The organism is Microbacterium sp. (assembly GCF_041909575.1).
Lineage (GTDB): Bacteria > Actinomycetota > Actinomycetes > Actinomycetales > Microbacteriaceae > Microbacterium.
The window spans coordinates 1-23533 of the sequence record NZ_JAYRDE010000039.1 but is presented as its reverse complement, the minus strand read 5'-3'; the positions used below and the strand labels follow the sequence as shown (position 1 = coordinate 23533).

Sequence of the window (23533 nt, the reverse complement as noted above, 5' to 3'; positions counted from 1 at the left end):
TACGGGCCTGGTCGGCCATGGCGCGGGTGATGGCCTGACGGATCCACCACGTCGCGTAGGTCGAGAACTTGAAGCCCTTGGTGTAGTCGAACTTCTCGACCGCACGGATGAGGCCGAGGTTCCCCTCCTGGATCAGGTCGAGGAACTGCATGCCGCGACCCGTGTAGCGCTTCGCGAGCGAGACGACCAGACGGAGGTTCGCGCCCAGCAGGTGCGACTTGGCGCGCTGTCCGTCGCGCGCGACCCACTGCAGGTCAAGACCCAGCTGCGACGACTTCTCGGCGGCCGACATGTGCGACAGCTTCTCTTCGGCGAACAGACCCGCCTCGATGCGCATCGCGAGCTCGACCTCTTCGGCCGCGTTCAGGAGCGGCACCTTGCCGATCTGCTTCAGGTAGTCCTTGACAGGGTCCGCGGTCGCGCCGGTGATCTGCGTCGAGTAGACGGGGACGTCGTCCTCGTCGCTCGAGGAGATGACGATGGCACCCGTCGGGAGCGGCTCGGTGAAGGCGGGCTTGGTGCTCTCCTCGTCCTCATCGTCGGCGTCCTCGGCAGGGGCGGCGTCGCTCTCCTCGGTCACCGCCTTGGCACCCCGGCGAGCGGGGCGCGCAGGCGTGTCGCCTTCCGTGTCTTCCGACTCGTCGGCGTCGTCGTCGAGCACCTCCGCGTCGAGTTCGACGTCCTCGAGCTCCACGCCTTCCTCGATGTCGTCGTCGTCCTTGGAGGTCTTCTTCGCAGCGGTCTTGGGCGCGGCCTTGGCGCGCGTCGTCGTCTTCTTCGCGGCGGGCTTCGCCGCAGCGGTCTTCGCAGGAGCCTTGGCGGCCGTCTTCGCGGGCGCCTTCTTCGCGGTGGTGGTCTCGTCCGCCTCGGTGTCCGTTGCGGCCGATCGGGCCTTGGTGTTCGTGCCTGAGGTCACGTTTCGCCTTTCACCGGAGGCATGTCCCCCATACCCCGGTCGATTTCGGACACTAGTAAGACCCTTGTCAAGTCCTCGCTCCGCCGAGGCGACCTCGGGGAACCAGTTGACAACGGGTCAGAGCATCCAGTATCTCATACTTGCGATGGGCCGCCAGCACCGCGTGCCGTCGTGCCGCACCACTTCCTGGGACAACGCCGCAGAGCCTCCCGGCATTCCGCCTCAGGTGCCGCGCTTGTCGTCCTCGCCTGTGGGCCGGGTGGCGAGGAAGCGCTCGAGTTCGGCGGCGAGCTCGTCGGCGCTGGGCAGGTCGCCGGTGTGGATCATCGGCGTCGCGAGCGTCGACCCCGCCATGTAGGCGTCGTAGCGCTCCTCCAGTCCCTGGACCATCCGTGAGAGCTCGTCGCTGCCGCTGACCTGGTCCTCGACCTTCGCGAGGTACTCCCGGTTCTCCTCGCGGAGATCTTCACCGGTGAAGACGAGACCGGTTGCGACGGTGAGGCTGTCGAGTGCCGCCAGCGCGGCGGCGGGATACTCGGTGTCGCCGAGATAGTGCGGAATGAGCAGCACGAATCCGGCCACCCGCACGCCGGCTTCGGCGAGCCGGTACTCCACGAGGTGACCGGCCGTCGAAGGCACCTGCGTGTGGGGCTGCCAGACCGAATGAGCCTCCGTCAGCTCGGTGCGCGTGCCGCTCACTGTGGTGCCGATGGGGCGCGTGTGGGGAACGGGCATCGGGATCGCGTGCACCCACGTCACGGTCGAGACCTCGAACTCGTCGACGAACGACAGCACGGCGGCGGCGAACGCATCCCACCCGAAGTCGGGCTCGTACCCCGCCAGCACCAGGAACGGCTGCCCGAGCGCATCGTGGGCGAAGGACAGTTCGAGGCGGGGCGGGCGGTAGTCGGTGAGGTGGTCCTGATCGAACGAGATCACCGGGCGGCGCGCCCGGTAGTCCAGCAGCACGTCGTTCGTGAACACGATCAGCGGAGTCGGCGCGAGATCGTCGCGGAAGTGCTCGACCAGCTGGCTGACGGCGCTGCCCGCGTCGGTGAAGCCGGTGAGGGCGACCACCAGCGGGAGTCCGCGCGGCACCGGGGGCGCGGAGACAGAGCGCTCGAACAGCGGGCCGGAGACGGGCATACCCCCATGCTACGAGCCGCCGCCCACGCTCCGGGTCGCACGCGTCCCGCTCAGAGCGAACACGCGACCCCGGAGCGAGCAAGCGACGTACATAGGATGGAGGTCATGTCGTTTCCCGACCTCGCGTACAGCGATGCACCGATCCGAGAGTCCGACGCCGACGCGATCCTGATCGCACTTCCTCCCGTCGAGGGCGACGCCGCCCCCGACCTGAGCGACTGGCCCGGCCTGCGCGACGCACTCGTGGCCACCGGCTTCACCGGAGCCGCCGGCTCGTGGCAGCGGGTCCACGCTCCCGCTGCCGTCAGCCGCCCGCTCGCCGTCGTCGGCACAGGATCGTCTCCGGATGCCGCCGCCCTGCGCGACGCCGTCGGCGCTGCCGTTCGGGGCCTGACCGGCTTCGAGACGGTCGCGATCGCCGCGCCGTTCGCGGATCCCGCGCTGTGGGTCGCCGCGGCCGAGGGCGCTGCGCTGGGCGGCTACCGGTTCGACGGCTACAAGTCCGAGGCGCCGAAGCCGCGCGCGAAGCGCGTCGTCGTGCACGGCACCGTCGCCGAGGACGCCGGCGCCCTCGCGGCCGTCGTCGCGGCAGCCGACGCCGTCGCCCTCGTGAAGGACCTCGTCTCGATTCCGGCCGAGTGGCTCGGCCCCGCCGATTTCGCGGAGCGGGCGCGAGCGTCGGTCGAGGGACTCGACGTCACCGTCGACGTCCTCGACGAGCACGCCCTGCGCGAAGGCGGCTACGGCGGCATCCTCGGCGTCGGCCAGGGGTCCGACCGGCCCCCGCGCCTCGTGCGCCTCTCCTACGCCCCCGAGGGCGCGTCGCGCCACGTCGCACTCGTCGGCAAGGGCATCACGTTCGACACGGGCGGACTGTCGCTCAAGCCCGCCGCCTCGATGGTGGGCATGAAGTACGACATGTGCGGCGCCGCCACGGCACTGGCCGTGCTCCGCGCCGTCGCCGCGCTGGGCGCGCCGGTCGCGATCACCGCCTGGCTGTGCGTCGCCGACAACATGCCGTCCGGCCGCGCCACACGCCCGGGCGACGTGCTGCGGATGCTCGACGGGACCACGGTCGAGGTGCTGAACACGGATGCCGAGGGCCGCCTGGTGCTTGCCGACGGCCTGGTCGCGGCCAGCCGCGAGCATCCGGACGTCATCGTCGATGTCGCCACCCTCACCGGCGCCATCACGATCGCGCTCGGCAACCGCCACGCCGGCGTGATGGGCGATGACGCTGCCGTCGCCGCCTACCTCGCCGCCGCCGCGGCGGAGGCGGAGCCCGCCTGGCAGCTTCCCCTCCCCGCTCACATGGTGGACGAGCTGGATTCGCCCATCGCCGACCTGCAGAACGCCAAGATCGGCGATCCGGCCGGCGGATCGCTCTTCGCCGGGCTGTTCCTGCGCCACTTCGTCGGGCGCACGTCGGAGGACGCCGATGCCCCCCGCATCCCGTGGGTCCACCTCGACATCGCGGGCGTGGGCATGAACAAGGGCGGCGGCTACGGCTTCACCGACAAGGGGCCCACCGCCGCGACGGTGCGCAGCCTCATCCGATTCGTCACGACAGAGGAGTTCCGATGACCGAGCACACCTTCGACCTCGTCGTCCTGGGCGGTGGCAGCGGCGGCTATGCCGCGGCGCTCCGCGCCGCCGAGCTCGGCAAGTCCGTCGCACTCATCGAGAAGGACAAGGTCGGCGGCACCTGCCTGCACCGCGGCTGCATCCCGACCAAGGCACTGCTGCACGCCGCGGAGGTGGCCGACACCGCACGGGATGCCTCGGCCATCGGCATCCGCGCGTCCTTCGACGGTGTCGACCCCGCCGGCGTGCGCGCGTACCGCGAAGGCATCGTGGCGAAGAAGTTCAAGGGACTCGAAGGCCTCGTGAAGGCTCGCGGCATCACCGTCGTCGCCGGCGAGGGCCGGCTCGAAGCCGGCCCGGCCGTCCGCGTCGGCGACGACCTCTACCGCGGAAGCGACGTGGTCCTGGCGACGGGCTCGTACAGCCGCACACTCCCCGGCCTCGAGATCGGCGGTCGGGTGCTCACGAGCGAGCACGCGCTCGAGCTCGACGAGATCCCGTCGCGCGTGGTCATCCTCGGCGGCGGGGTCATCGGCGTCGAGTTCGCGAGCGTGTGGCGCTCGTTCGGCGTGGACGTCACGATCGTCGAGGCGCTCGACCACCTCGTGCCCAACGAGGACGTCGCCCTCAGCAAGGCCCTCGAGCGGGCCTTCCGCCGGCGCGGCATCGCCTCTTCGCTGGGCGTGCGTTTCCAGGGCGTGACGCAGACCGCCGACGGGGTCACCGTCACCCTCGAGGACGGCAAGACCTTCGACGCCGACTACCTGCTCGTCGCGGTCGGGCGCGGACCCGCGACGGCCGGACTCGGCTTCGAGGAGGCCGGCGTCACGATCGACCGCGGCTTCGTCGTCACCGACGAGCGGCTCCGCACCGGCGCGGCCCATGTGTGGGCCGTGGGAGACATCGTGCCCGGCCTGCAGCTCGCGCATCGCGGCTTCCAGCAGGGCATCTTCGTGGCCGAGGAGATCGCTGGCCTGTCCCCCGTCGTCGTCCCCGACCTGCAGATCCCGAAGGTCACCTACAGCCACCCGGAGGTCGCGTCCGTCGGTCTCACCGAGGCGCAGGCCGCGGATGCCCACGGCGCCGACGGCATCGTGTCGTACGAGTACAACCTCGCCGGAAACGGAAAGAGCGAGATCCTCGGCACGGCCGGCATCGTGAAGGTCGTGCGGATCAAGGAAGGCCCCGTGATCGGCGTGCACCTCGTGGGCGACCGGGTCGGCGAGCTCATCACCGAGGGCCAGCTGGCGGTGGGCTGGGAAGCCCACCCGGAGGACATCGCCCCCTTCATCCACGCGCACCCCACGCAGAGCGAAGCGCTCGGCGAGGCGTTCCTCGCACTGGCCGGCAAGCCGCTCCACGCGCTCTGACGCTCGCGCCCCGCGGCATCACTAAGCTAGATCCGATATCCATTCCGAAGGAGACATCGACATGAGCACTTCCGTGGTCCTCCCCGCTCTCGGTGAGAGCGTCACCGAGGGTACGGTCACCCGCTGGCTCAAGCAGGTGGGCGACACGGTCCAGGCGGACGAGGGCTTGCTCGAGATCTCCACGGACAAGGTCGACACCGAGATCCCTTCACCGGTGAGCGGTGTGATCGAGGAGATCCTGGTCCAGGAGGACGAGACCGTCGAGGTCGGCGCCGTCCTGGCGAAGATCGGCGACGGCTCGAGCGCTCCGGCCGAGACGCCGCAGCCCGAGGCCGCGGAGGCCGCTCCGGCCGAGTCCGCGCCGGCCGAGGCCGCGCCCGCCGAATCCGCACCGGCGGAGGCGGCACCCGCTGAGGCGCCCGCTGCTGAGGCTCCCGCCGAAGCCGCACCCGCACCCTCACAGGATGCTCCCGCAGCGTCGGGCGGCAAGGATGTCGTGCTCCCCGAGCTCGGCGAGAGCGTCACCGAGGGCACCGTCACCCGCTGGCTCAAGAAGGTCGGCGACGAGGTCGCCGTGGACGAGCCGCTGCTCGAGATCTCGACCGACAAGGTCGACACCGAGATCCCCTCGCCGTTCGCCGGCACGCTGCAGGAGATCCTCGTCCAGGAGGACGAGACCGTGTCGGTCGGAGCGCCCCTGGCCCGTATCGGTGAGGCCGGATCGGCGCCCGCACCCGCCGAGGCTCCTGCGCCGCAGGCCGCCGCGCCCGCCGCGGCAGAGGCACCGGCTCCCGCCCCGGCCGAGGCTCCCGCCCCGGCCCAGGCCGCCCCCGCCGCACCCGCTCCCGCGCCGCAGGCCTCGGCCCCGGCTGCTGCTCCGGCACCCGCCGCACCGGCACCCGCCGCTTCTGCCCCGGCTCCTGCTCCCGCGGCGGCCGCTCCGGCCGCCGACGACTCGGACGTGGTGTCCTACGTGACTCCCCTCGTCCGTCGCCTCGCGCAGCAGCAGGGCGTCGACCTGGCATCGGTCACCGGCACCGGTGTCGGTGGCCGCATCCGCAAGGAAGACGTGCTCAAGGCCGCGGAGGCGGCATCCGCTTCACCGGCGGCTCCTGCATCGGCTCCCGCGGCCGCTGCACCGGCCCCCCTCGAGGTCTCGCCGCTGCGCGGCACGACCCAGCCGATGTCCCGCCTTCGCAAGGTGCTCGCCGAGCGCGCCGTCGCCTCGATGCAGTCGACCGCTCAGCTCACCACGGTGGTCGAGGTCGACGTCACGAAGCTCTCGGCCTTCCGCGACAAGGTGAAGGGCGACTTCCAGTCCAAGACCGGCGACAAGCTCTCGTTCCTGCCGTTCTTCGCGCTCGCTGCCGCCGAGGCGCTGCAGGCGTACCCGGTGATCAACTCCACCGTGGACGGAACCGACATCGTCTACCCGGCGACCGAGAACCTCTCGATCGCCGTCGACACCGAGCGCGGACTGCTCACCCCGGTGCTGCGCGACGCCGCGTCGAAGAACCTGGCTCAGATCGCGCACGAGATCGCCGATCTGGCCGCACGCACGCGCGACAACAAGCTGAAGCCCGACGAGCTCGCCGGCGGCACGTTCACGCTGACGAACACCGGCTCGCGCGGCGCGCTCTTCGACACCCCCGTCGTCTTCCTGCCGCAGACCGCGATCCTCGGCACCGGCATCGTCGTCAAGCGCCCCGGTGTGGTCCAGGTCGACGGCAAGGACGCCATCTCGGTGCGCTCGTACGTGTATCTCGCGCTGTCCTACGACCACCGCGTCGTCGATGGCGCGGATGCCGCCCGCTTCCTCGGCGCGGTGAAGGCTCGCCTCGAGGCTGCAGCATTCGAGGGCCAGCTCGGCATCTGACCTCCGCGGTCATCATGGCTGCTGCGTGGCGTCGTGGACGTCGCGCAGCAGCCATTCGCCGTTCTGGCGCGCGATGACGACGAGCTGAGACGGCAGTTCGCCCGAGGCGTCATCCACCCGGAGGACCGCGACACCGCCGAAGTCGTCGAGTATCACGACGGCGCGACGATCGGGCGGTATGCCGACCTGGACAGGAGCCTCGGCACCATCCATCGCCAGGGCAGCCCGGCATTCGCCGTCCTCCCCGCACGCATCCATGTTCGCCAGCAGTCCCGCCGCGATGGCTTCGAGGTCTTCGGGTGCGGCCGCGTCGGCATCCGCGCCTCCGACGGCCGCCGCGGACGGATCCGCGTTCACCGAAGGCGAAGCCGCGGGCGAAGCCGCGGGCGACTCCGAGCCGGTGGGCGAGGGCGCATCGAGCGACTCGAGGGTCCGGTGCCCGTCTCCCGCGGTGGCGACCTCTCCAGACGCGCTCGGCCACATGAGGCCGACACCGACGACCGCGGCAGCGACGCCCGCGCCCACGAGGAGCGGTGCGCGCCGCCGTGTGGTCGGTGCCGCCCGCGCCCGCCGCCAGATGGAGGTCGTCGTGCGCGAGACGGCGTCGGCGAGGTCGGCGTCGACGTGGCGTGCGAGGGCCTCCCAGAGCCCTCGACGCGGCTCGCTCTCCGCCGTCTCGACCGCCCCGCCCCGCAGCACCTCGGGCTCACCGGCCCCCGTCGCCGGCGTCGGCCCGAGGTCGAGCGGAGCCGGCGCGGCGATCGCGAAGACGCCGAGTTCGGCCTGGTCGAGCTCGGCCGCCGACACCCGCACCGCCGACACCGCAGCAGCCGCATCCGCCCAGGCCGTCGGGTGCGGCGTCGCGCGGGAGAGCTCGTCGAGCAGCAGAAGGGTGGACTCCCGCACCGGGGAGGGCGCAGCATCCGTCGCGAACACCGGCCTGCCCGTCTCGGTGAGCCACCACCCGCCCGGTCCGGGCCGACGCGGCAGGAGCTCGGCACAGCCGCGCAGCAGGCTCACACCGAGCGTGACCGCTTCGCCGGGCGCGAGCGGATGTCGCGAGGCCCGCCGGCGCGCGAGGTAGGAGTCGACGGACTCGGGGCACACCGGCAGCTCGACGTCGTGGCCGCCCTGCCGGCGCACGACGTCGAGCGCGCCGAGGACGTGCCCGCCGGGAGCGGCATCCCACCCGCCCCACTCCGTTCCCACGACGTCGATGTCGACGAGCACGCGACGCTCGCCCGACGGCAGGCACGTGAGCATGCCCGGCCACGGGCCGTCGCCCGGCGCCCCGATCGGCCGCACCGCGCGGTACGGCGAGGTCAGGCTGTCGTCGGATCGCGTCACGGATCCAGCTTCGTCGCGTGACTCGGCGGCGCGACGACGGCCGCCGAATCTGTGGACGATCGCCCACCGCGCACGCGTTGGGGAGGAGCCGTAGCATCCCCGCGCGAAAAGGTAGGCTGGACCTCATGGCCGCCCGCAGTTCCGCACCCGAGAAGCGCCCCGGGTTCTTCTCGCAGATCCGCTCTCTCTACACGTTCACGCAGCAGGCGTTCCCCTGGCTGCCGTGGGTGCTCGCAGGCGTCGTTCTGCTCGGCATCGCCGTCGGCGTCGGCGTCGGGTTCCTCATCCCGCCGTTCGCCATCTGGAGCATCATCCTGTGGGGCGTCACCGGCCTCATGCTCGGCATCCTCGGCGGCCTCATGCTCATGACCCGCCTGTCGACGAACGCGATGTACAAGAAGATCGACGGGATGCCGGGAGCCGCCGGCCACGTCATGTCCACATCGCTCGGACGCAAGTGGCAGGCTGCCGACATGCCCGTCGGCGTCAACCCGAGGACGCAGGAGGCGGTCTACCGGGCCGTCGGTCGCGGCGGTGTCGTCATCGTCGGCGAGGGCGCACGCGGGCGCCTCACGCGTCTCGTGAACGACGAGCGCTCCAAGGCGCAGCGCGTCGCTTCCGGCGTGCCGGTCACTGTCATCTACATCGGACACGGCGAGGGCGAGGTGCCGATCTCGAAGCTCGCGCCGACCATCAAGTCGCTGCCGAACAAGATCGACCGCGCCACGATGGCCGCGGTCATCAAGCGCATCGACTCGGTCTCGCAGTCCCTCGCATCGATGCCGATCCCGAAGGGCATCGACCCGACGAAGGTCCGCGCGCCGCGTCCTCGCTGACGCGCGGTCAGGCGCGCAGCAGAATCGTGCCGGCGGCCTTGTCGTGCAGGCCGCGCTGATCGGCATCCCAGATCACGGCGGGGATGACCACGATGAGCAGGAGCGTCCGAATGATCGGGCGCCACAGCCCGACCCAGGCGCCGTCGGCACGCACGATACGCAGTCCGAAGATGCGGTGACCGGGGCTCCCCTGGAGCGTCGGGATGAAGACCACCTGGATCGCCGCGAAGATCGCGAGGATCGCCAGGGCATCCCAGGCGAAGAATCCCGAGATCAGGTACGCGGCACCGTAATCGAGGAACAGCGCCCCGATCCGGCGGCCCACGCGACCGATCGAGCCCGAGCCCTCGCGGGGCAGTCCGAGTCGTTCGCCGGGGTAGGTGGAGACGCTGTCTGTCACCGGTCAAGCGTATCCAGGCCGCTGTAACATCCCCGAAACAATGGTGTCACTGCCGGGCAATCCCCCACGGGTACCGTGCCACCTAAGCGCGCACGCGTGCGGCAGTTCCCGATGCCCTACCTCTGGAGCCTTCATGTTCAAAGATTCATCAGAGGTGCTCAAGTTCATCAAGGACGAGGACGTCAAGTTCCTCGACATCCGTTTCACGGATCTTCCTGGTGTGCAGCAGCACTTCAACATCCCGGCGTCGACCGTTGACGAGGAGTTCTTCACGGTCGGCCAGCTGTTCGACGGCTCTTCGATCCGCGGCTTCGCGAACATCCACGAGTCCGACATGCAGCTGATCCCGGATGTGTCGACGGCGTACCTCGACCCGTTCCGCGAGGCGAAGACGCTGATCATGATCTTCGACATCTACAACCCGCGTAACGGCGAGATCTACGGCAAGGACCCGCGCCAGGTGGCCAAGAAGGCCGAGAAGTACCTCGCGTCGACCGGGATCGCCGACACCGCGTTCTTCGCCCCCGAGGCCGAGTTCTACATCTTCGACGACGTCCGCTACGACGTGAAGCAGAACTCGAGCTTCTACTCCGTCGACTCCGAAGAGGGCGCCTGGAACACCGGTCGCGCCGAAGAGGGCGGCAACCTCGCCAACAAGACCCCCTACAAGGGCGGCTACTTCCCCGTCTCGCCGGTCGACAAGCAGGCCGACCTGCGCGACGACATCAGCCTCAAGCTGATCGAGGCCGGTCTCATCCTCGAGCGCGCGCACCACGAGGTGGGCACGGGCGGCCAGGCCGAGATCAACTACCGCTTCGACACCATGGTGCACGCGGCAGACGACATCCTGAAGTTCAAGTACATCGTCAAGAACACGGCGCTCGAGTGGGGCAAGGTCGCGACCTTCATGCCCAAGCCCCTGTTCGGCGACAACGGCTCGGGCATGCACACGCACCAGTCGCTGTGGAACGGCAACGAGCCGCTGTTCTACGACGAGAAGGGCTACGGCGGTCTCTCCGACATCGCCCGCTGGTACATCGGCGGAATCCTGGCCCACGCGCCCTCGGTGCTCGCCTTCACCAACCCGACCCTCAACAGCTACCACCGCCTGGTGAAGGGCTACGAGGCCCCGGTCAACCTGGTGTACTCGGCCGGAAACCGCTCGGCGGCCATCCGCATCCCGATCACCGGCTCGAACCCCAAGGCCAAGCGCATCGAGTTCCGCGCTCCGGATGCCTCGGGCAACCCGTATCTCGCCTTCGCGGCGCAGCTCATGGCGGGCCTCGACGGAATCAAGAACCGCATCGAGCCGCACGAGCCCGTCGACAAGGACCTCTACGAGCTGCCGCCCGAGGAGGCCAAGAACATCCCGCAGGTGCCGAACTCGCTGCAGGACTCGCTCGACGCCCTCGCGGCCGACCACGAGTTCCTCCTCGCGGGCGGCGTGTTCACGCCCGAGCTGATCGAGACGTGGATCGAGTACAAGATCGAGAACGAGATCAAGCCGCTCGCGGCTCGTCCTCACCCGTTCGAGTACGAGCTGTACTTCGGCGTCTGAGTCCTAGCGACAGACAGCAAGAGATCCTCCCGCTCCGTCATGGAGTGGGAGGATCTCTTCATTGGTCAGCTGCCGTAGGGGTCGTACGGGTCGTACGGCTCCTCGCAGTAGATGATGTGGCTGATGTCCTTGCCCGAGAGCGAGGAGACGTCGCCTCCCCAGAAGCCCTCGTACACGGTGTTCGTGCGCCCTGCCTTGACGACCACATACGTGTAGTAGCCGGCCGGCAGCGTGTACGACGCGACGCCGTCGCCGAACTCCATCTTCTCGCAGTCCTCGCCCCAGTTCGACGCGTGGTTGCCGGCCGTCGTGGCCGGCACCTCATACGCGTAGCTCGCCTGAGCGGCGCCTGCTCCGCCCAGTGCAGCGCACAGGACGAGTGCTGCCGTAGCGGCAGTCTTCTTGATCGGATTCTTCATCGGACCCTCCCCAGGTCAGGGCGCAGGGGATCCGTGATGAGCGCGTCTCCCCCCAGCTGCGCCACTTATCGGGGTCAGCATATGCCTGGCCGAAGCCCGTGTCGAGCCCCCATCGAATTCGGCCGGCTGCGCGCTCCCCGTTCCTCCCCAGCAGGCGCTTCAGCGCCTGCCTGCCGTCTGTTGTGGATAAGTCCCACGGGAGCGGCGCCCCCCTCGTTAGCGTGGGGCCGGTGACCTCGCGTACGACACACCTCACCGTCGCCGGCATGGCCCTCGCCCTGGCGCTCACGGGTTGCGGCCCCGGACCCGACATCGACCCCACACCGACGTTCTCGAGCGAGGCCGAGGCCTTCGCCGCCGCCGAGGCGACCTACCGCGCGTACGTGGATGCGTTGAACGAGGTCGATCTCAGCGACCCCGAGACATTTGAGGGTGTGTACTCATGGACGACTGGCGAGGCGAACGCAGTTGACCGCCAGACGCTGTCTGAGATGCATGCCAACGGCTGGGTCGTTGATGGGCCAACTTCGATCGCACTCATCGAGTTGAACGAGGCGAGCCGGTTCGGGCCAGCCGCGGACATCGTTATATCCGTATGCCTCGACGTCTCCGCCGTCACGCTCGTGGACGAGGGCGGAGACTCAGTCGTTGCCGCAGACCGGCCAGACGTCCAGTCAATGCGAATCGATCTCGTACCTATGTCACACAGCCCTACTCGCATGGCCATTAGCCGAATCGACGGTCGCGAAGGAGATCCGTCATGCGACGCATAATCTCGATGGGGGTCACTGTCGGCATTCTGATCACCTTGACGGTTGCCGCTGGTGCAGCGGCCGCCCCCTGCGGGGCGGGGGGCTGGTCCGGTGAGTGTGAAGTGTCCAACTCCGGCTCCGCCGTCGACATCACCGCCGACGCCTCCAACCCGGGCGCTGACGCCCCGTCTCCCCCGTCGAGCAACTCCCCCGTACCGCCATCGCAGCAGGCCCCTGCCCCCGAGGCCGAGCCTGAGGAGTGCGGGCCGATGGGATGCCGCGGCAACTACACCGTGGTCATGATCCCCGACGTCACGCTCGCGGACTTGGCGTCGTTCCGGCCGGCGACGCCGTCGCTCTCGGGGCAGCCTGCCGGATTCGCGGTCGTCGGGATGCCTGCGAACCTGGTGGCCGAGGCATCCGTCCAGTCGATCCCAGGAACGTTGCTGGACTGGGACGTCACGGTGCGCTTCACGCCCGTCGCGTTCGAGTTCGCGCACGGCGACGGCACGTCCGCCGTTCACGGCAACGGCGGCGCCACGTGGGAGCAGCTCGGGAAGGCGCAGTTCACGCCGACGCCCACGAGTCACGTCTACCGCGATCGCGGCACGTACACCGTCGCCGTCACGGTGCGGTACGCGGCATCCGTCGACTTCGGCACGGGCTCGTGGCGGCCCGTGCCCGGGTACGTCACGGCGACGAGCGGCGGGTACGCGGTGCGAGTGCTCGAAGCCCGGACGGCTCTCGTCGACCGGACCTGCACCGAGGACCCGAACGGACCCGGCTGCTGACGCCGGAAGCCGCGGCGGAGAGATCGCTGCGCACGGAGCGCATCCTCAGCCATCCCACCTACGCTGAACGGGCCCCGCGTGATCCCCGAACGAAAGCGAACGGCGCATGCCTCCCCGCTCTGCCACCGCGAAACGGCCACCGCGCGCACCCGCGCCCGGGTCCGTGCGGCGCAGCAGGCGGCGTCGAGGGAGAAAGGCGAGCAATCGGCGCGGCGGCCCCGGCCGAGGCCTCGCAATCGGTGGGGCGCTGACCGCAGTGGTGGCGCTTGCGGCCGTGATCGTGGCCGCGGCCGTCGCCGCGCACGCTCTGAGCGAGTTCACCGATGATCGAGATCACGCCGTCATCGCTCCCCCACCTGCCGAGCCTGCCGTCGCCGGCTACGGCGTCGAGCAGCTCTCACACGCCTGCACGATCATGATCGCGGGACGCGACCTCGCGTTGGGCGAGCGCGATCAGACGATCGCCGTCATGACGGCGATGGGCGAGTCGTCGCTGCGAAACCTGACGTACGGAGACTGGGAGACGAGCGGCGTCACGAACCCCGACGGCTCGCGGACGACGTCGATCGGCCTCTTCCAGCAGCAGGACGGCTGGGGAAGCCGCGAGGAGCGACTGGATCCCCACACGGCCGCGACCAAGTTCTACCGGGCGATGACACTGCGTGTTCCCGAGCGGGCGACGCTCGAACCCACCCTCGTCGCCCACCGCACCCAGGTGAACGCCGACCCGCTGCACTACGCCCGCTACTGGGAACAGGCCGTACGCGTCGTCGCCGCGCTGAACGGGCAACCGCTCGACAGAGATCGCGCAGCGGCCATCCCGCTGTGCCCCGCGTCCTGACACAACGCAGCCGGCGCAGCGCCGCGATCAGCCGTAGAAGAGCTTCTCGAACACGCGCCGGGCGCGCCGTGTCGTGCCGAGATAGTCCTCCTCGACCTGTGTGGCCGAGCGCGGCGGGTACCCGAGCAGCCGGCCGATCCCGTCCAGCCGCTTGCGGTCCACCGGCAGCACGTCGCTCGTCTGCCCCGACAGCAGCGTGTTCGCCGAGCGCAGCCGGCTCGCAAGGCGCCAGGCCTCGGTGAGTCGCTCCGCCGCCACCGTCGGCACCAGTCCCGCCTCACGCGCCGCGGTCAGCGCGTCGAGGGTGGACGTCGTGCGCATGCCCGCCACATCATGCGCGTGCGTGAGCTGCAGCAGCTGAGCCAGCCACTCGACATCGCTGAGAGACCCCGGCCCGAGCTTCAGATGCCGCGCCGGATCGGCGCCCTGCGGCAGCCGCTCGCTCTCGACGCGCGCCTTGATGCGCTTGATCTCGCGAAGACCCTGGAGATCGACCTTCTCCGGGTACCGCACCTGATCGGCCAGCTCGGTGAACGCCGCGATGAGCTTGACGCTGCCCGCAACTCCCCGGGCACGCAGGAGCGCCTGCGCCTCCCACGACAGCGACCACCGCCGGTAGTACTCCGCATAGGCGTCGAGCGAGCGGGCAAGCGGACCGTTGCGCCCTTCCGGCCGCAGGCCCGCGTCGAGGTCGAGGGGAACGCGGTGGTCCTCCGACTGCGCGCGCAACGCGGCGACGAGCTTCAGCGAGAGGTCGTGCGCGCGCTGCGGGTCCACGCCGTTCGGACGGTAGACGTACATCACGTCGGCATCGGACCCGAACCCGAGCTCTCGGCCGCCGAAGCGGCCCATCGCGATCACGGAGAAGTCCAGGGCGTCGTCCTCCGGCGGAACGACCGTCGGACGCACCGCGCGCAGCGTCGCCTGGATCGTCACATCGGTGATCGTCGTGAGCGCCTCGGAGACCTCCTCGATCGTGACGGACCCGATGATCGCACCCATGGCCGTGCGCAGCAGCTCGCGTCGCCGCAGCGCCCGGACCGACCGCATCGCCTCGTCGACGGATCCGTGCCGCGCCTGGATCGCCCGCGCCTCCTGTTGAAGAGCGTGACCAGATCTCGGACGCAGCAGCTCGTCGTCGTCCAGCCATGCGGCGGACTCCGGAATCCACTCCATCAGCTCCCCGACATAGCGCGATCCGGACAGGACGCGGGTGAGACTCTCGGCCGCGGCCGACGAGTCGCGCAGCATCCGCAGGAACCACGGCGTGTTGCCGAGTCGCTCGCTCAGCCGCCGGAACGCGAGCAGACCGTAATCGGGATCGACGCCGTCGGCGAACCACCGGATCATCACGGGCATCAGGTGCCGCTGGATCGTAGACTTCCGGCTCAGCCCGCTCGTCAGTGCCGCGATGTGCCGGAGCGCGCCAGCCGGGTCTGTGAACCCGATCGCCGCGAGCCGATCGTGGGCCTGCGCGGTGGACAGCGCACGCTCCTCGGCCGGCAGTGCGGCGACCGCCGAGAGCAGCGGGCGGTAGAAGAGACGGACATGGATGTCGCGCACCTCGCGCTTGACCGACTCCCACAGCTCCCACACGCCCGGCCCCGAGTCGCCGAGCCGCGACGCGCGCGCCAGCACCCGCAAGTCCTCCGGACGCGAGGGCATGAGGTGCGTGCGTCGCAGATGCCGCAGCTGCACGCGGTGCTCCAGCAGGCGCAGCACACGGTAGTCGCGGGAGAACGCGGATGCCTCCGACCGCCCGATGTAGCCCTCCGCCACGAGGGCGTCGAGCGCCTCGAGCGTTCCACGCTGGCGGATGCGATCGTCCGACAGCCCGTGGACGAGCTGCAGCAGCTGCACGGTGAACTCGATGTCGCGGATGCCGCCCGGGCCCAGCTTGATCTGGAACGGGACGTCCGCTGCGGGGATGTGCTCGGTGACGCGCTCGCGCATGCGCTGGACGCTGTCCACGAAGTTCTCCCGGGCTGCGCTCGTCCACACCTTCGGCTGAACGGCGGCGACGTAGGCCTCGCCGAGCGCGACGTCGCCGGCGATCGGTCGCGCCTTCAGAAGGGCCTGGAACTCCCAGCTCTTCGCCCAGCGGTCGTAGTACGCGAGGTGCGAGTCGAGCGTCCGGACCAGGGCTCCCTGCTTGCCTTCGGGACGCAGGTTCGCATCCACCTCCCACAGCGGCGGCTCCACCTCGATGCTGGAGATGCCTCGCATCGTCTGCACCGCCAGGCGCGTGGCGATGTCGACGATCCGGCTCTCCCCGAGCTCCGCAGCGGCGTCGTCGGCGGCGCCCGCGACGAAGATCACGTCCACGTCGCTCACGTAGTTTAGCTCACGCGCCCCGGTCTTCCCCATGCCGATGATGGCGAGGTTCGCGCGTGCCACCTGTTCGCGCGGGAAGAGGCCGGCCCCCGCCGCGCCCCCCGCCACGCGGGTGCGGGCGACGGCCAGCGATGCCTCGAGCGCTGCGCCCGCGGCATCCGCCAGCCGAGCCGCCACCGCGGGCACGTGGTCGACGGGCGAGTCGCTGAGCAGGTCGAACGCCGCGATGCGGGCGAGCATGCGGCGGTAGCGCACGCGCAGGGCGATCCAGGATGCCTCGCCCCCTTCTTCCGCGAAACCGTCGGTCGCGCGGACGGCGTCGAGGAGCGCGCCGCGCAGCTCGCCCTCGGCGGGTAGGCTGGTGCCGGCGCCCGTCAGTTCCGCGAGCTCACCCGGGTGCCGGAGGAAGAAGTCCGCGAAACCCGACGATGCACCGAGCAGCGCCCACAGCGCACGCCACCCCTGGGTGTCCTGGAGGAGCGCGCGCAGCGCCCCCTCGTCGCGGCGCGCGATGCGGGCCACAGCGCCGATCGCCTCATCCGGGTCGGCGGCGACCGCAGCTCCGTCCATCGCCGCCTGACGCGGGATGCCGACGGCCTCGAGCTCGTCGAGGAGCAGGTCGGCGTCGGCCAGGCCGCTGAAGCCGAGGCGCGCGAGATGGGTGAGAGAGCTGGACCGTTCGCTCGCGGACATGCGTCGCCGGGCGGCTCAGAGCATCTCGAGGTTGCTCTTGAGCTCGAACTGCGTGACCTGCGAGCGGTACTCCTGCCACTCGCGGCGCTTGTTGAGCAGCACGTAGTTGAAGACCTGCTCCCCGAGCGTCTCGGCGACGAGCTCGGACTCCTCCATGTACTCCAGCGCGTGGTCGAGGCTCGCCGGCAGCGGCGCGTAGCCGAGGGCGCGGCGCTCCGCGTCGGTCAGCGACCACACGTTGTCCTCGGCCTCGGGCGGAAGCTCATAGCCCTCTTCGATGCCCTTGAGCCCGGCGGCGAGCATGAGCGCGTAGGACAGGTACGGGTTGGCGGCCGAGTCCAGCGCACGGTACTCGACCCGCGAGGACTGTCCCTTGCTGGGCTTGTACAGCGGCACGCGCACCAGCGCCGAGCGGTTGTTGTGGCCCCAGCAGATGAAGCTGGGCGCTTCGTCGCCGCCCCACAGCCGCTTGTACGAGTTGACGAACTGGTTGGTGACGGCCGAGATCTCATTCGCGTGGCGCAGGAGGCCGGCGATGAACTGACGGCCGACCTTCGAGAGCTGGTATTGCGCGCCCTCTTCGTAGAACGCGTTGACGTCGCCCTCGAAGAGCGACATGTGCGTGTGCATGCCGCTGCCGGGCTTGCCGCTGAGGGGCTTCGGCATGAAGGTGGCGTAGACGCCCTGCTCGATCGCCACCTCCTTGATGACGGTGCGGAACGTCATGATGTTGTCCGCGGTCGCCAGCGCATCGGCGTAGCGCAGATCGATCTCGTTCTGCCCGGGGCCGCCCTCGTGGTGGCTGAACTCGACGGAGATGCCGAGGTCTTCGAGCATGCGCACCGAACGGCGGCGGAAGTCGTGAGCCGTTCCACCCGGCACGTTGTCGAAGTAGCCGGCCGAGTCGACCGGCTCGGGACCGTCCGCGCCGAAGGACGACGACTTCAGGAGGTAGAACTCGATCTCGGGGTGCGTGTAGAAGGTGAAGCCCGCGTCGGCCGCCTTGGCGAGCGTGCGCTTGAGCACGTGCCGCGGATCCGCCACGGCGGGCTGTCCGTCGGGCGTGGTGATGTCGCAGAACATGCGCGCGGTCGGGTCGATCTCGCCGCGCCACGGCAGGATCTGGAACGTCGTCGGGTCGGGGTGGGCGAGCAGATCGGACTCGTACGACCGCGTGAGACCCTCGATCGCGGAGCCGTCGAAGCCCAGGCCTTCACTGAACGCACCCTCGACCTCTGCCGGCGCGATCGCGACGGACTTCAGCGTGCCGATCACGTCGGTGAACCACAACCGGACGAACTTGACGCCCCGTTCCTCGATCGTCCTCAGAACGAAGTCACGCTGCTTGTCCATCGCATCCTCTCCGGGCGCCCGAACGGGCCGTAGCCAGACTACTGGTCGGCGTCCGCCGAGCCCGAACGCGACCCCCACGCGTCGTCGCGCGCCTCATCCTCGGCCCACGCGCGGGAGCGCTCGCGGAGAACCTCGGGAGCCTTCGCGGCCTCCTCGGGAGTGTCGAAGGGGCCGGCGCGATCGACGGCGGGCGACTCGAAGCCCTTCTCGACCTCGCCCGTCTTGAGGTTGTACCAGTACTTCTCGCTGTCGCTCGTCATCCTGTGCTCCTCGGTCGGATCGGGGCGCCTGCGGCCCTGGCTCGATCCTACTGACCGCCGAATCCGCCCGGACCCGCCGGCTGGATAGGCTGAGCGCATGGCATCTCAGGCGACGCGCGCCGTGGGCGTGGACATCGGCGGCACCGGCATCAAGGCGGGACTGGTCGATCTCGAGAAGGGCGCGCTCCTCAGCGATCGGATAAAGGTCTCCACCCCGCAGGGTGCCGAGCCCGAGGACGTCCTGAAGGCCGTCACCGAGGTTCTGAACACCCTCGACGTCGCACACGACGCGATCCCCCTCGGCGTCGCGTTCCCCGCGATCGTCAAGAACGGCCGCACGCTGTCCGCCGCCAACGTGTCACACCGCTGGATCGGATTCGAGGCCGAGAAATTCTTCGAGGACGGGCTGGGCCGCGACATCCACTTCGCCAACGACGCGGATGTCGCCGGCGTCGCCGAAGTCCGCTACGGCGCGGCGAAGGACGTGCCGGGGCTCACCATCCTCACCACCCTCGGCACCGGCATCGGCTCGGCGCTGCTCTACAACGGCGTCCTCGTGCCCAACTCCGAGCTGGGTCACGTGCAGCGGGCGAAGCACGGGAAGGATGCCGAGGCCTACGCCGCGTACTCGGCGATGGAGCGCGAGCAGCTATCGTGGGAGCAGTGGGCCAAGCGGCTGCAGTGGTACTACAGCCACATCGAGTTCCTCTTCAGCCCCGACCTCTTCGTGGTCGGGGGCGGCGTCTCCAAGCACGCCGACCAGTTCCTGCACCTGCTGGATCTGCGCACGCCGATCGTGCCGGCTGTGCACCGCAACAACGCGGGGATCATCGGCGCCGCTGCGCTCGCGCTCGGCTGAACGCGCGCGGCTGACGCCGCTCGAGAGGGCGAATGGGCCGGCCTGTACGCCGGGTTCTGTCCGGGGGCCGAAGCCCCGTGGACGGTCATCTCTCTCGGCGACACGTTGCCGTGCCGCTCCAGCGGCCTACCCGGGGACTCGGCGGGCCGCGTCGTCATCCCCTGTCTGGCCTTGCTCCGGGCGAGGTTTACCGTGCGGGTCGCGTCACCGCGACCCCGGTGGTCTCTTACACCACCCTTTCACCCTTACCCCGGTCGAGACCGGGGCGGTCTGCTCTCTGTGGCACTGTCTCGCGGATCACTCCGGGTGGGTGTTACCCACCGCCCTGCCCTGCGGAGCCCGGACGTTCCTCGGCGCGGGCGAACCCGCGACGCGACCGTCCAGCCGACCCATTCGCGACACCGATCCTACTCGGCGGCCGCGGCGCGCCGTTTTCAACGGCTCTCGTCTCTCACCCCGTCCTCATGTAAGCTGGCGCCACTCGTATCTGGGGATGCGAGTGGCTCGTATGGGAACGGGCCGCAGGTACCACCTTTCGACGCGCCGTCGCGCGCGTCGCGAACAGCCACTGGGGAGGCTGAATCATGTTGCGCAAGACTCTTTCCGTCATCGCTGTCGCAGCGATCATCGCGGTGTCCGCGCCGGTCGCGGCATCCGCTCTCGAAGACGACCCGTACACGCCCGAGGAGCCGACCGCGCCGACGCTCGCCGGCTCTGTCGCCGTGGGCGAGTGCGTCGCCGATGCACCGTACATCTCGTACGACATCACGCTCACCGATCCCGACGACCAGACGAGCGGGAACGCCGCTTCGCTGGTGCTGTCCAGCGGTGCGAACCAGGTCACCATCCCGCTGGGCACGCTCGTGGACGACCACCTCTCCGGACGGGTCCTGTGGCCCGGCGCCTCCGTGGACGGTGCGGGCAACCCGACCGGCTGGCCGGGCTGGGCCTACGTGAACGGCGAGTGGGTGACGACGTCGGGCAACTTCGCCTGGACGCGCGGAAGCATCTCGGCGGTCATCAAGGTGAACCCCGATCTGGCAGTGCCGCTGTCGTACCCCGCTGCCACGCCGAACTGCGCTGCGCAGCCGCCGACCGCGCTCTCGCCCGAGACGCCGGAATCGCCGGAGACCCCGGGCACGGCCGAGTCGCCCGAGTCGCCGGCATCCGTTGACGACTCCGGTGCAGAGGCTGCGGCTCTCGCCGCCACCGGCGGCTCGCTGCCCTACATCGCTGCCGGTGTGGGTGTCGCGCTCGTGGGCCTCGGCGCTGCTGTCGTCCTCTTCCGCCGCCGCTCCGCGCGTCCCTGAGTGATGCGGGCGCGACTGCGTCCTTCGAGAGTCGCGACCATCGCGGGCGCCGCCATCCTGGTGGCGGCGCTCGCGTGGGTCGCCTGGGTCGGCGTTCGCGGCTGGCTCGCGAAGGAGGAGCTCGACAGTGCTCGAGCACTCACGACCGATCTCCGCAGCGCGGTGGAGTCCGGCGATCTCGAGGCGGCGACGGCACACACCCAGCGGATGCTGGCTCACGCCGAGGCCGCCTCGGACCTGACCTCCGATCCGCTCTGGCGCGCGGCGGAGGCCGTGCCCGTGGCGGGGGCGAACTTCGCGGCCGCTCGAGTGCTCTCGGCTGAGGTGACCGGTGTGCTGTCGGACGCGGCACTGCCGATGATGCACAGTGCCCGGCTGCTGGCCGAGCAGCTCCGCCTTCCCGAGGGCGGCATCGACACCGCCCTGCTCGCGGACCAGCGGACAGCGCTGGACGGCGCCGAGGCGACCCTCATGAGCGCCTCGACCGAGCTGGCGAAGATCGACCTCGACCCGCTGCTCCCCCCCGTGAGCGCCGGAGTGCGGCAGCTCGACACGGCGGTCTCGGACCTGCTCCCGATCGTGGGATCCCTCGGCGACACCGCGGCCGTGCTGCCCGCTTCCCTCGGCGCGGACGGACCGCGCACGATCCTGGTCATGCTCCAGAACAACGCCGAGCTCCGCACGAGCGGCGGCATCACAGGGTCGTTCGTCGAGCTCCGCGCCGAATCCGGACGGCTCACCCTGATCTCCCAGGCGGATTCGTCGGAGTTCAAGCGGGCGGATTCGCCGGTGCTCCCGATCCCGGCAGCCACGCTGGCTCTGTACGGCGACCAGGTGGGGAGGTTCGTTCAGAACGCGACCATGCCGGCCGACTTCGACCTCACCGCGCGACTCGTCTCGCACTGGTGGGAGGGCCGCACGGGAAGCGCGCCCGACACCGTGCTGTCCGTCGACCCGCTCGTGCTGCGCTCGCTGCTCGAGGTGACCGGCCCCCTTGCCACGACCACCGGCACGCTGACCGCGGATGAGCTGGTTCCGCAGCTGCTCGTCGAGCCGTACATGTCGCTGGATTCATCCGGCCAGACCGCGATGTTCCGCACCACGGCGGCGGCGGTCTTCACGGAGGTCGCCGACTTCGACCTCGACCCGGTCGCGTTCGCCGCCGCGCTCGCACAGCCGATCGCCCAGGGCCGCGTCTCGATCTGGAGTGCGCATCCCGACGAGCAGGAGGTCCTCGCACGCACGACGCTCGCCGGTCCCGCTGCTCGCCAGCGGGCGGCGGGGCCTGACGCCGTGGCGGTCTACTTCAACGATGCCACCGGCGGGAAGATGGACAGCCTCCTCGACGTGGGGATCGCCGCAGGAAGCGCCTCGTGCCGCGCCGACGGGCGTCAGGACATCCTCGTGTCGGTCACCCTCACGAGCACCGTCGACCATGGCACCGCCCAGCAGCTTCCGCCGGCGATGACCGGCGGCGGTCACTACGGTGCACGCATCGGCGACATCGCGACGAATGTCTCGGTCTCCGCGCCCGAGGGAGCCTTCTTCGGCGGCGTGACCGCAGGCGGGCGGAATCTGGTCTCGGTGGACGTCGAGGAGGAGGGATTCCCGGTCAGCGCCGTTCGCGTCGACCTCGCGCCGGGCGAATCCCAGACCATCGACTTCCGCTTCATCTCGGCGGGCACGGACCCGATCGACCCGCAGGTCATGCACACCCCGCTGCTGGCCGACGTCCCCGTCTCGGACGCGCGCGTCGAATGCGGCTGAGCTAGTCCTTGAGCGCGGTGTCCGATACGCGCACGTCGAGGAGGAAATCCACCGGGAAGTCGCCGAACAGCAGCCGCCCCGCGGCGCCCGCGGCATCCGTCACCGCCTCGGCGACCTGATCGGCGAGGGACTCGGGGGAATGCACGATGACCTCGTCGTGCAGGAAGAACGCGAGGTGCGGGCGCCGCGAGAACACCGGCCCCGACCGGGGTGCGGCGTGCGCCTGGCCGACCTCGGGCAGCGCCTCGAGCCGGCCGCGCAGGTCGGCGAGCCAGGCCAGCGCCCACTCGGCTGCAGTGCCCTGCACGACGAAGTTCCGCGTGAACCGGCCGCGATCGCGCGCCCAGCGCTTCGCGCGCGTCTCGTCGGCGCCGGATGCCCCGGCCTCGGTCGCCTGGGATTGCGCGGCGCTCCAAAGCTCCGACGGCGGCGGAGACGTGCGTCCGAGCCAGGTGGAGACGACTCCCCCGTCCTCGCCCGTGCGCGCCGCCTCGTCGACGAGCCCCATCGCCCGCGGGTAGGTTCGGCGCAGCCGGGGCACGAGCCGCCCCGACTCCCCCGTCGTCGCGCCGTACATGGCGCCGAGCATCGCGATCTTCGCCTCCTGCCGAGTGGCGACGGCGCCGCTCTCGACGATCCCGGCGTAGAGGTCGCGCCCGCGCGCCGCCGCCGCCAGCGCCGTGTCGCTGGCCATTGCGGCGAGCACCCGCGGCTCGAGCTGAGCGACGTCGGCGACGACGAGCTTCCACCCGGGATCGGCGCGGACGGCCTCGCGCAGCTGACGCGGCAGCTGCAGCGCTCCGCCGCCTGATGACGCCCACCGCCCGGTGACGACGCCGCCCGGCACGTAGACGGGTCGGAACCGGCCATCGTCCACCCACTCCTCGAGCCACGTCCAGCCGTTGGCCGAGAGGAGACGGGAGAGCTTCTTGTATTCGATCAGGGGTTCGACGACCGGATGCCTCTGCTCTGCCAGCTCCCACCGGCTCGTGGACTCCACCATCACTCCGACGCGGTGAAGAGAGCGCAGAAGCTTGGGCTGCGAATCGAGACTGGCCGACGGATCGCCCAGCGCCTCCCGGACGCGCGCCGCCGCTGCGGCGAGCTTCGCGGGCTGACCG

General features: G+C 70.3%; 20 protein-coding genes and 1 other RNA gene. 11 read left to right on the top strand and 10 right to left on the bottom strand.

Translation table 11 applies throughout. The features are described 5' to 3' along the window. Together ACE3O1_RS07535 and ACE3O1_RS07530 are read right to left on the bottom strand one after the other, a co-directional pair. A partial coding sequence (locus tag ACE3O1_RS07535) for a sigma-70 family RNA polymerase sigma factor (RefSeq protein WP_374314054.1) occupies positions 1-916 on the bottom strand: 916 nt, incomplete at its 3' end. 222 nt (positions 917-1138) lie between these two features. Further along, positions 1139-2062 carry a proteasome assembly chaperone family protein gene (locus ACE3O1_RS07530; RefSeq protein ID WP_374314052.1) on the bottom strand — a complete coding sequence of 308 codons (924 nt, stop codon included), beginning with the start codon at positions 2060-2062 and terminating at the stop codon, positions 1139-1141. A 105-nt stretch (positions 2063-2167) separates the two neighbouring features. On the opposite strand from ACE3O1_RS07530, the gene ACE3O1_RS07525 reads away from it, so the two are divergent. The 3 genes from ACE3O1_RS07525 to sucB all read left to right on the top strand — a co-directional run bounded on the left by ACE3O1_RS07525 (position 2168) and on the right by sucB (position 6892). Next, positions 2168-3646, top strand: a complete 1479-nt coding sequence (locus ACE3O1_RS07525; protein WP_374314049.1) for a leucyl aminopeptidase — start codon at positions 2168-2170, stop codon at positions 3644-3646. Next, positions 3643-5016, top strand: coding sequence for a dihydrolipoyl dehydrogenase (gene lpdA, locus ACE3O1_RS07520; RefSeq protein WP_374314047.1), 1374 nt, complete (start codon positions 3643-3645; stop codon positions 5014-5016). Before ACE3O1_RS07525 ends, lpdA begins: the two co-directional genes overlap by 4 nt. A gap of 61 nt (positions 5017-5077) precedes the next feature. Then, a complete protein-coding gene (gene sucB, locus ACE3O1_RS07515) occupies positions 5078-6892 on the top strand; it encodes a 2-oxoglutarate dehydrogenase, E2 component, dihydrolipoamide succinyltransferase (RefSeq protein WP_374314045.1) in 1815 nt (604 codons plus the stop codon). A gap of 12 nt (positions 6893-6904) precedes the next feature. Here the strand turns inward: sucB and ACE3O1_RS07510 are convergent, their stop codons facing one another. Next, on the bottom strand, positions 6905-8239 hold the full coding sequence (locus tag ACE3O1_RS07510; protein WP_374314043.1) for a hypothetical protein: 1335 nt from the start codon (positions 8237-8239) through the stop codon (positions 6905-6907). Between the two features lie 125 nt (positions 8240-8364). Between ACE3O1_RS07510 and ACE3O1_RS07505 the strand changes: the two genes are divergently transcribed. Further along, positions 8365-9075, top strand: a complete 711-nt coding sequence (locus ACE3O1_RS07505) for a DUF4191 family protein (protein WP_374314041.1) — start codon at positions 8365-8367, stop codon at positions 9073-9075. A gap of 7 nt (positions 9076-9082) precedes the next feature. Here the strand turns inward: ACE3O1_RS07505 and ACE3O1_RS07500 are convergent, their stop codons facing one another. Then, positions 9083-9475 carry an RDD family protein gene (locus ACE3O1_RS07500; RefSeq protein WP_374314039.1) on the bottom strand — a complete coding sequence of 131 codons (393 nt, stop codon included), beginning with the start codon at positions 9473-9475 and terminating at the stop codon, positions 9083-9085. Between the two features lie 133 nt (positions 9476-9608). On the opposite strand from ACE3O1_RS07500, the gene glnA reads away from it, so the two are divergent. Then, positions 9609-11033: a type I glutamate--ammonia ligase gene (glnA, locus tag ACE3O1_RS07495; RefSeq protein WP_374314037.1), complete on the top strand. Its 1425-nt coding sequence runs from the start codon at positions 9609-9611 to the stop codon at positions 11031-11033. Positions 11034-11098: 65 nt separating this feature from the next. Here the strand turns inward: glnA and ACE3O1_RS07490 are convergent, their stop codons facing one another. Beyond that, positions 11099-11452, bottom strand: coding sequence for a hypothetical protein (locus ACE3O1_RS07490; protein ID WP_374314035.1), 354 nt, complete (start codon positions 11450-11452; stop codon positions 11099-11101). A gap of 266 nt (positions 11453-11718) precedes the next feature. On the opposite strand from ACE3O1_RS07490, the gene ACE3O1_RS07485 reads away from it, so the two are divergent. From ACE3O1_RS07485 to ACE3O1_RS07475, 3 genes are all read left to right on the top strand, one after another. Beyond that, positions 11719-12225 (top strand): hypothetical protein, encoded by a 507-nt coding sequence (locus ACE3O1_RS07485; protein ID WP_374314033.1) that lies wholly within the window; start codon positions 11719-11721, stop codon positions 12223-12225. A 101-nt stretch (positions 12226-12326) separates the two neighbouring features. Continuing rightward, on the top strand, positions 12327-12995 hold the full coding sequence (locus tag ACE3O1_RS07480; protein WP_374314031.1) for a PKD domain-containing protein: 669 nt from the start codon (positions 12327-12329) through the stop codon (positions 12993-12995). A 256-nt stretch (positions 12996-13251) separates the two neighbouring features. Beyond that, positions 13252-13836, top strand: a complete 585-nt coding sequence (locus ACE3O1_RS07475; RefSeq protein ID WP_374314029.1) for a peptidase M23 — start codon at positions 13252-13254, stop codon at positions 13834-13836. 27 nt (positions 13837-13863) lie between these two features. Here ACE3O1_RS07475 and ACE3O1_RS07470 read toward each other — a convergent pair whose 3' ends face one another. From ACE3O1_RS07470 to ACE3O1_RS07460, 3 genes are read right to left on the bottom strand one after another with little or no spacing between them, the layout of a single operon-like run. Continuing rightward, complete coding sequence (locus ACE3O1_RS07470; RefSeq protein WP_374314027.1) at positions 13864-16863, bottom strand: bifunctional [glutamine synthetase] adenylyltransferase/[glutamine synthetase]-adenylyl-L-tyrosine phosphorylase; 3000 nt, start codon at positions 16861-16863, stop codon at positions 13864-13866. 15 nt (positions 16864-16878) lie between these two features. Next, positions 16879-18216 carry a glutamine synthetase family protein gene (locus tag ACE3O1_RS07465; protein WP_374314025.1) on the bottom strand — a complete coding sequence of 446 codons (1338 nt, stop codon included), beginning with the start codon at positions 18214-18216 and terminating at the stop codon, positions 16879-16881. Between the two features lie 38 nt (positions 18217-18254). After that, positions 18255-18476 carry an SPOR domain-containing protein gene (locus tag ACE3O1_RS07460; RefSeq protein ID WP_374314023.1) on the bottom strand — a complete coding sequence of 74 codons (222 nt, stop codon included), beginning with the start codon at positions 18474-18476 and terminating at the stop codon, positions 18255-18257. A gap of 97 nt (positions 18477-18573) precedes the next feature. Here ACE3O1_RS07460 and ppgK point away from each other — a divergent pair, with 97 nt between their 5' ends. Next, on the top strand, positions 18574-19335 hold the full coding sequence (gene ppgK, locus ACE3O1_RS07455) for a polyphosphate--glucose phosphotransferase (protein WP_374314021.1): 762 nt from the start codon (positions 18574-18576) through the stop codon (positions 19333-19335). A 29-nt stretch (positions 19336-19364) separates the two neighbouring features. On the opposite strand, the gene rnpB is transcribed toward ppgK, so the two are convergent. Next, positions 19365-19727: RNase P RNA component class A (gene rnpB / locus ACE3O1_RS07450), an RNA gene on the bottom strand. 192 nt (positions 19728-19919) lie between these two features. On the opposite strand from rnpB, the gene ACE3O1_RS07445 reads away from it, so the two are divergent. Both ACE3O1_RS07445 and ACE3O1_RS07440 read left to right on the top strand, forming a co-directional pair. After that, on the top strand, positions 19920-20645 hold the full coding sequence (locus ACE3O1_RS07445) for an LPXTG cell wall anchor domain-containing protein (protein WP_374314019.1): 726 nt from the start codon (positions 19920-19922) through the stop codon (positions 20643-20645). Between the two features lie 3 nt (positions 20646-20648). Beyond that, positions 20649-22412: a DUF4012 domain-containing protein gene (locus ACE3O1_RS07440; RefSeq protein WP_374314057.1), complete on the top strand. Its 1764-nt coding sequence runs from the start codon at positions 20649-20651 to the stop codon at positions 22410-22412. A 1-nt stretch (position 22413) separates the two neighbouring features. Here ACE3O1_RS07440 and ACE3O1_RS07435 read toward each other — a convergent pair. Next, on the bottom strand, positions 22414-23533 hold a 1120-nt coding region (locus tag ACE3O1_RS07435; RefSeq protein WP_374314018.1), incomplete at its 5' end, for a bifunctional 3'-5' exonuclease/DNA polymerase.